General features: G+C 44.0%; 1 protein-coding gene. It reads right to left on the reverse strand.

Annotated features, from left to right (window positions below; all coding sequences use genetic code 11):
* Positions 1-10,110: tandem-95 repeat protein (locus QQK09_RS10665; protein ID WP_284204124.1), on the reverse strand; the 10,110-nt coding region annotated here is incomplete at both ends.

The following is a 10,110-nucleotide window of genomic DNA, read 5'->3' on the forward strand; positions in this document are numbered from 1 at the left end:
TATCTGAGGCATTAGCGAGTATTTGACTTTCATTGAAGATAAGCACGCTATCTTCATCAATGGTATATGAGGTTTCTCCAGCAATCGGTAAGTCATTAACGGCAAGTACTTCAATACCTGCATTACCAACGGTGACAGCTCCCGCCTCATCGACAACCGCAACATCTAAATTGATATCGCCATTGAAATTTTCGTTTGGTGAGAATGTGACTGAACCATCTGGGTTATTAACTAATACACCATCAGTACCAGAGTAACTCACGCTATCAAGCGCAACTTCACCTTCAATATCACTCGCATTAGCAAGTAATTGATTTGGGCTTAAGGTAATGCTGCCATCTTCATTCATTTGGTATGAAGTAGACCCAGCGACAGGTACATCATTAACTTCAGCAACTGTTATATCGATGTTCGCTGGTGTGGTTACCGTACCATCGCTTACGCCGAAATCGAGTTGCACGTCACCGTTGAAATTTTCATTTGGTGCGAAGCTATGTGTGCCATCGCCATTACTGGTTAATACGCCATCAGTACCGGAGTAGCTTACGCCATCAACACTTAAGTTATCACCGTCAACATCTGTTGCATTAGCAAGCAGTTGCTCATCAGTGATAGTGATAATGCCATCTTCATTCATTTCGAATGCAACATCTGGTGCAACCGCCGCATCATTCACAGGGTTAACCGTAAGGTCAACGCCCGTTGCAACCGTGGTTGTGCCGTCTGATACATCAAAGCTTAAATCTAAGTCGCCATTGAAGTCCGCATCTGGTGTAACCGTGAATGAACCATCTGGGTTTTGAACAACCGTTGCGTTGTCACCTACCGATAGGTTTTCAGCAGTTAATGCATCACCATCTACATCACTCGCATTCGCTAATAACTGCTCTTGCGATAAGGTAATTGTGCCATCTTCATCAACTGAGTAAGCGACATTGCCATCAACCACTGGCGCATCGTTCACAGCTAATGCACTGATACCCGCCGTGGTTTCTGCTGTTGCGCCATCATCATCGATAACCACAACATCTAGGCTGATTTCTCCATTGAAGTTTTCGTTAGGAGAGAAAGTAACCGAGCCATCTTCATTAGTGATTAATACACCGTCACTGCCTGAGTAGCTGACGCTATCAAGGCTAACCGTGCCATCTACATCACTTGAGTTCGCAAGTAATTGCTCTGGACTAATGGTAATTTGCCCATCTTCGTTGACCGTGTAACTTGTGCTGCCCGCAACCGGTGCATCGTTCACATCAGCAACCGCAATATCAATGTTTGCTGGTGTAGTCACCGTGCCATCGCTAACACCAAAGTCGAGTTGCACGTCACCGTTGAAGTTTTCATTTGGTGCAAAGTCGTATGTGCCGTTACCGTTATCGGTTAACACACCATCTGCGCCGCTGTAGCTTACGCCATCAACACTTAGGTCATCACCGTCAACATCCGTTGCATTGGCAAGCAGTTGTGCATCAGTGATAACAATAACGCCATCTTCATCCATTTCGAATGAAACATCAGGTGCTACCGCGGCATCGTTGACAGGGTTAACCGTAAGGTCAACGCCTGCTGCTACGGTTGTTGTGCCATCTGATACATCGAAGCTTAAATCGAGATCACCATTGAAGTCTGTATCTGGTGTGATAGTGAATGAACCATCGTCATTCGCAACAACCGTTGCATTACCGCCAACAGAGAGGTCCACCGCAGTGAGATCATCGCCCTCAACATCCGATGCATTGGCAAGTAGTTGCTCTTGCGATAGGGTAATAGTGCCATCTTCATCTACTGAGTAAGCAATGCTACCGTCAACCACTGGTGCATCATTAACCGCAATAGCAGTAATACCCGCAGTCGTTTCCGCTGTTGCGCCATCATCATCGATAACCACAACATCCAGGCTGATTTCGCCATTAAAGTTTTCATTTGGTGAGAATGTAACAGAACCATCTTCATTAGTGATTAACACACCATCACTGCCTGAGTAAGCCACGCTATCGACGCTAACCGTACCATCCACATCACTACTATTTGCTAATAGCTGTTCAGGACTAATTGTAATTTGACCATCTTCGTTTACCGTGTAGGTCGTACTGCCTGCAACCGGAATATCATTAATATCGGTCACCGTGACATCGATATTCGCACCAACCGTTTCATTTCCATCTGTCACAGAGAAGCTGAGATCCACTTCACCATTAAAGTTTTCATTTGGAGCAAAACTATAAGTACCATCACCATTGTCGGTGAACACCCCTTCTGTCCCACTGTAATCAACATTACTAACGCTTAATTCATCACCGTCAATATCTGTCGCGCCAGTGAGTAACTGTTCATCAGTGAAAGTTAATGTGCCATCTTCTTCAACTGTAAATGCCTGATCTTCAACTCCTACCGTGATGTCATTGATTGGATTGATAGTCAGATCAATATTCGCTTGTACCGTCTCTTCACCATCAGTGACATCAAAGCTTATATCCATTTCTCCATGGAAGTTTGCATCTGGTGTAAGGGTAAATGAACCATCGCCATTTTCTGTAACGGTAACATTATTGCCACCAGAGAGATTTCCAGCGACTAAATCATCACCGTCAACATCACTTGAGTTCGCTAATAATTGTTCTTGAGATAACGTGACACTACCATCTTCATCCACGCTGTAAGCAAGGTCGCCCGCTACTGGCGCATCATTCACCGCAATCACTTCAATGCCAGCAGTTGTTTGTGCTACCGCGCCATCATCATCAATCACAGAGATATCTAAGCTGATATCACCATTAAAGTTTTCATTTGGAGAGAAAGTCACTGAGCCGTCGTTGTTTTGAACCAAAATACCGTCAGTGCCTGAGTAGCTAACGCTATCTAAGCTCACCGTGCCATCAACATCACTGCTGTTCGCAATGAGTTGCTCTGAACTAATGGTAATTTGACCATCTTCATTAACAGTATATGAAGTGGAACCTGCAACCGGTGCATCATTCACATCAGCAACCGCGATATCAATGTTTGCTGGCGTTACATCTGTACCATCGCTTACACCGAAGTCTAATTGTACATCGCCGTTGAAGTTTTCATTTGGTGCAAAGCTATGTGTGCCATCACCATTATTGGTTAATACACCGTCTGCGCCTGTGTAGGTAACAGAATCAATTGATAAATTATCACCCTCGATGTCCGTTGCACCAGCAAGTAATTGCTCATCGGTAATAACGATAATGCCATCTTCATCCATTTCAAATGCAACATCTGGTGCCAGCGCTGCATCGTTAATTGGGTTAACCGTTAGGTTTAACTCTGTTGATACAATTTGATCGCCATCACTCACATCAAAGCTGAATGATACGTCACCATTAAAGTCAGCATCAGGTGTCACTGTATAAGTGCCATCACCGTTATCCACTAAGGTGACATTTTCATCGTCGGAGGTAACATTGAGTGCAACTAAATCATCACCATCAAGATCCGTTGCGTTCGCTAATAGATCGGCTTGAGTAATCGTGATTGAACCATCTTCATCAACCTGAGCTGTCACTGCATCGGATTCTGGCGCATGGTCCACTTCAAAGTTAATCACTTGAACCGTGCTTGATTGATCATCATTAGAAAGCTCTGTTGCCGTTGCTTTAATCTCTAATGATGTCGAGCCGGTGTAATCTTCAGGGAATGTAATTGCTAGGTTTTGGTCTAGTACGGTTGTTGGAATAATCGCACTACCATCTTCACCAACAACGATTTCACCTTGGAAGATTTGACTGTTGGTTTCACCTACATCGATGGTAAATGTAAAGTCGTCAAAGTCTTGATCACCGCCACCAAAGATATCTTCAACACCGTAAACGATGTCACCATCTTCATTTAATGATGTTTTGGTATGTTCGATACCATCTTCATTCAGATTAGTACTGTTACCACCATGGAATATCGCATCACCAAACTGGCTGACGATTGGTGTTTCAGTACCATCTTCACTGATATGAACTAAGTGTGGGTCCACTGAGTCGATCGTTGCGGGGTTACCATCAGCATCACGAAACTCAAAGGTGCCCTCTTGCATACTATCGAAATCATTACGATTGTTACCGTTTGGAATAACAAACAGATTGAAGCTTTCTCCCGCATCAACATCAAAAGTAAACGATGATTCGCCAGCAACTAAGTCTCCGCCAGAGCCGACTTGAGATGCATTTTCAAAGCCAATTTCTACACCGGTAATATTACCCTCTTCATCAACCGTGTAGTAACCCGCTGTATTTTGATATCCTGCACTTTCACCTTGGAAAGTAACCGTAATATCAGTGCTTTCGTAACTAGTAATACCATTAGTTTGTTCGTCAAACAGCGCTTCACCATCGTAAGTCAGTACCGAACCTTCTGGCAAACCATCCACTTCTAGTGTTAGTGTTTCCGATAAATCTTGGTCAATTAAGCTAGCGTCTATATTAAGCTGAGTCGTAGATCCTGGCTCAACCACAATCGCCTCATCGGTAACAACATCGCCATCACCAGTAGTCACTGTTAACTCAGGTGCATCAGCAACCGCTTCAATAGCAACATCGATAGTTTGTGAAACTTCATCAGTACCATCAGTTACGCTGAAATCAACGGCAATATTACCACTGAAGTTTTCTGTTGGAGTGAACGTGTAAGTACCGTCATTATTGTTAGTTAATGCACCTTGATCACCGCTATATGAAACATCGGTAATACTCAGTTCATCACCTTCGACATCCGTTGCTTGTGCTAACAGTTGCGCTTCAGTGAAAATTAATGTTTCATCTTCTTGAATTTCAAAGTTAACTGGCGCAACGTCTGGTCCATCATTTATAGGGTTAACCGTTAATGTAAGCTCAGTAGGCGTATCCGTTTCACCATCAGAGACATCATAGCTAAAGGTAATATCACCATTGAAGTTTTCAGATGGAGTAACACTGAAAGTACCATCACCGTTATCAACAACCGTTGCATTCGGATCGTTGGTTTGTAAACTGTCAGCTCTTAATAAATCACCATCATTATCGCTGGCATTTTCAAGCAACATCTCTTGTGTGACTAAAATAGTGCCGTCTTCATCAACAGAAGCAACAATAGGCTCCGCTTCAGGTGCGTCATTTACAAATTCAATATTAAGATTGATATCAGCCGATACCACATCGGTACCATCACTAACATCGAAGCTTAGTCCTGCAGTACCGCTGTATTCTGGTTGTGGTGTGATGGTGTATGTACCATCACCGTTATCAACTACCTCTACATTTGGATCTTGAGAGGAGACGTTCACCACTGATAACTCGTCACCTTCAACATCAGTTGCTTGTGCCAGTAATTGCTCAGTCGTTACCGTAATTGACTCATCTTCGATCATATTGAAAGATAAATCTGGTACATCAGGCGCATCATTAACAGGTGTAACCGTCAGTTCAAGCTCAGTTGCAACCGTTTCAATACCATCTGTCACATCGTAACTAAACTCGATATCACCGTTGAAATCTTCACTTGGTGTGATGGTAAAGCTGCCATCACTATTTTGAATGATTGTTGCATTTTCATCATTAGTAGCAAGGTTGGTTGCTGCTAATGAATCACCATCTAAGTCACTTGCATTCGCCAGTAACTCTTCTTGTGAAAGTGTAATGCTACCATCTTCTTCAATCGTTGCGGCAAGTGGTCCTGATACTTCAGGCCCTTCATTAAACTCTTCAACGGTAATATTGAGTGAACTTGGAGCAGATGCTTGCCCATCGCTGATATCAAATGATAACGAAACGTTACCCGTAAAGCCTTCAGCAGGTGTGAAACTAAAGGTATTATCACCGTTATCCACTAACGTCCCGTCAAGTTGATTAGTCAGTACTAAATCTTCAATATGAAGAATGTCACCATCAACATCACTTGCACCTGATAATAAGCTTGATGCATTAATGGTGATCGTACCATCATTAAGCATTTGTACATCAAGTGGTGCGCCAGCAACAGGGACGTCATTAACTGGAATAACCGTTAAGTCGATATTGTTAGTTGTAACATCTTCACCATCACTGATGCCATAAGTTAAGTCAACGTCACCATTAAAGTTCTCATTTGGAACAAAGGTATAACTGCCATCTTCATTAGTGATCAACTCACCAGCATTACCTGTATAAGAGACATCTTGAATAGCAAGATCATCACCCTCAATGTCTGATGCATTTGCTAATAAATCAGCATCAGTGAAGCTAATAGAGTTATCTTCTTCAGTGCTAAGTACCACAGGACCTGATGCGATAGGCGCATCATTTACTTCAGCAAAATTAATGTGAATCGTATTATCATCAACTAACTCGCCATCTGTCACTTGGTAAGTTAAATCGATATCACCCGAGAAGTTTTCATCAGGGATAACCGTCCACGTACCATCACCATTATCAACAAGCTCTGCATTCTCATCATTTAACTCAAGGTTAATAATATCGAGGTTTTCGCTGTCAATATCAGATGCTTGTGCAAGTAGTTGCGCTTCAGTAATAACAATTGAAGCAAACCCTTCTGCACCATCTTCAGCGCTTAACACAAGAGGAAGTTGTTCTGACAAATCAATTTCTTGATCACCTGCGTGAAGATTTAAATCAATCGTTTCTGTAACCTCAGAACCATCAACGGCAATCGAGGTAAAGACGACATCATCTGGTAATGTTTGTGATACAGACATGTTCTGTACAACATAGGTACCATTACCTTCCACTGTACCTAATTCAAAACGGGCAACAGGTTCATCTGTCGTTAACGTATAAGAGTGCTCAAAACTGCTGTTATCATCTTTGTGATAAGTTTCAGAGTCGATTAGATTACCATCGGCATCAAATGCTCGTATTTCAACCTCAGTGAAGTTTTTAGAGCCTTCTACAAACCAACCACCTAAGCCATCAAGCTCAAAGCTGATCTCATTAACGTCCTGACCTTCAACAGTAACGACTAATTGCTCATCACCACTTAAGCCCTGTCTATCCGTGTCACCAATACCATGACCAATATGTGTATTGCCATTCCAGGCACCTAATGGGCCATCTGTACTTTCTGTCGTAACAACTAAGTCACCATCAGTAAATTGACGAGTATGTGAGTCAACCTCGGTGCCCCAATCATCAACACTTGCGTTATCGTCAAAGGTACCGATCGTACTAGTATGCGTTGAGTCAGCAATAGCTGTTTCGTCAGGAACAAAACGCACTTCAGCATCAGGAGAGATCTCTTGACCAACCTCTAACGTAACCCACTCATCATCAATATTTGCTTGTACAATACCAAATTCAGGCTGTGCATCGAGACGTATAGCAGGCTCTTCACGTAGCGTTACACCAACGGTTTGATCTTCTTCTGCTTGAATATAGATTTCTGGACCAGCAATCGGTGCATCGTTAACAGGATTAACTTTAAGATCAACACCCGTTGCAATCGTTGTTGTGCCATCTGAAACATCGAAGCTTAGGTCTAAGTCTCCATTGAAGTCTGCATCAGGGGTTACTGTAAATGAACCATCAGGGTTTTGAACGATCGTTGCGTTGTCACCAACTGATAGGTTTTCTGCACTTAATGCATCGCCATCAATATCACTCGCGTAAGCTAATAACTGCTCTTGCGATAAGGTGATTGTACCGTCTTCATCCATGCTGTAAGCAAGGTTACCATCTACGATTGGCGTATCATTGACAGCGAGTGCTGTAATGCCGGCTGTTGTTTCAGCCGTTGCACCATCGTCATCAATAACGGTAACATCTAAGCTAATTTCACCATTAAAGTTCTCATTAGGGAAGAAAGTCACTGACCCATCTGAGTTATTAGTTAATATACCATCACTGCCTGAGTAGCTGACGCTATCAAGGCTAACCGTGCCATCTACATCGCTTGAGTTCGCAAGTAATTGCTCTGGACTGATGGTAATTTGGCCATCTTCGTTGACCGTGTAACTTGTGCTGCCTGCAACCGGTGCATCGTTGACATCGGCAACCGCAATATCAATGTTTGCAGGTGTTGTCACCGTGCCATCGCTGACACCAAAGTCGAGTTGTACATCACCGTTGAAGTTTTCATTTGGTGCGAAGCTGTGTGTGCCATCACCGTTATCGGTTAATACACCATCTGTGCCGCTGTAGCTTACGCCATCAACACTTAATTCATCATTATCAATGTCCGTTGCATTCGCAAGTAGTTGCTCATCCGTGATAACAATAATGCCATCTTCATTCATTTCGAAGCTAACGTCTGGTGCAACCGCGGCATCGTTGATTGGGTTAACCGTAAGGTCAACACCCGCAGCCACTGTTGTTGTACCATCTGAGACATCAAAGCTTAAATCGAGATCGCCATTGAAGTCTGCATCTGGGGTGATAGTAAATGAACCATCGTCGTTCGCGACAACCGTTGCATTACCGCCAACAGAGAGGTCAACTGCAGTGAGATCATCACCGTCAACATCCGTTGCGTTAGCCAATAATTGTTCTTGGCTTAGGGTAATAGTGCCGTCTTCATCAACGCTGTAAGCGACATTACCATCAACCACTGGTGCATCGTTCACTGCGATGGCAGAAATACCCGCAGTGGTTTCAGCGGTTGCGCCATCATCATCGATAACAACAACATCCAGGCTGATTTCGCCGTTGAAGTTCTCGTTGGGTGAGAACGTCACTGAGCCATCTTCGTTAGTAATTAATACACCATCACTGCCTGAGTAGCTGACGCTATCAAGACTAACCGTACCATCTACATCGCTTGAGTTCGCAAGCAATTGATCTGGGCTAATGGTAATTTGGCCATCTTCGTTGACCGTGTAACTTGTGCTGCCCGCAACCGGTGCATCGTTCACATCGGCAACCGCAATATCAATGTTTGCTGGTGTGGTCACCGTGCCATCGCTGACACCAAAGTCGAGTTGTACATCACCGTTGAAGTTTTCATTTGGTGCGAAGCTGTGTGTGCCATCACCGTTATCGGTTAATACACCATCTGTGCCGCTGTAGCTTACGCCATCAACGCTTAATTCATCATTATCAATGTCCGTTGCATTCGCAAGTAGTTGCTCATCCGTGATAACAATAATGCCATCTTCATTCATTTCGAAGCTAACGTCTGGTGCAACCGCGGCATCGTTGATTGGGTTAACCGTAAGGTCAACACCCGCAGCCACTGTCGTTGTACCATCTGAGACATCGAAGCTTAAATCGAGATCGCCATTGAAGTCTGCATCTGGGGTGATAGTAAATGAACCATCGTCGTTCGCGACAACCGTTGCATTACCGCCAACAGAGAGGTCAACCGCAGTGAGATCATCACCGTCAACATCCGTTGCGTTAGCCAATAATTGTTCTTGGCTTAGGGTAATGGTGCCATCTTCGTCAACCGAGTAAGCGACATTACCATCAACCACTGGCGAATCGTTCACTGCAATGGCAGAAATGCCCGCAGTGGTTTCAGCGGTTGCGCCATCATCATCGATAACTACAACATCCAGGCTGATTTCACCGTTGAAGTTTTCGTTAGGTGAGAATGTCACTGAGCCATCTTGATTGGTGATTAATACACCATCACTGCCTGAGTAGCTGACGCTATCAAGGCTAACCGTGCCATCTACATCGCTTGAGTTCGCAAGTAATTGATCTGGGCTGATGGTAATTTGGCCATCTTCGTTGACCGTGTATGAGGTTGAACCTGCAACCGGTGCATCGTTCACATCGGCAACCGCAATATCAATGTTTGCTGGTGTTGTCACCGTGCCATCGCTGACACCAAAGTCGAGTTGTACATCACCGTTGAAGTTTTCATTTGGTGAGAAGGTATGTGTACCATCACCATTGCTGGTTAATACACCATCTGTGCCAGTGTAAGTAACACCATCAACGCTGAGGTCATCACCATCGATATCCGTTGCATTCGCAAGCAGTTGTTCATCGGTAATGGTGATCACACCATCTTCATCCATTTCGAAGCTAACGTCTGGTGCAACCGCGGCATCGTTGATAGGGTTAACCGTAAGGTCAACACCCGCAGCCACTGTCGTTGTACCATCTGAGACATCGAAGCTTAAATCGAGATCGCCATTGAAGTCTGCATCTGGGGTGATAGTAAATGAACCATCGTCGTTCG

The organism is Psychromonas marina, from assembly GCF_030161115.1.
GTDB lineage: Bacteria > Pseudomonadota > Gammaproteobacteria > Enterobacterales > Psychromonadaceae > Psychromonas > Psychromonas marina.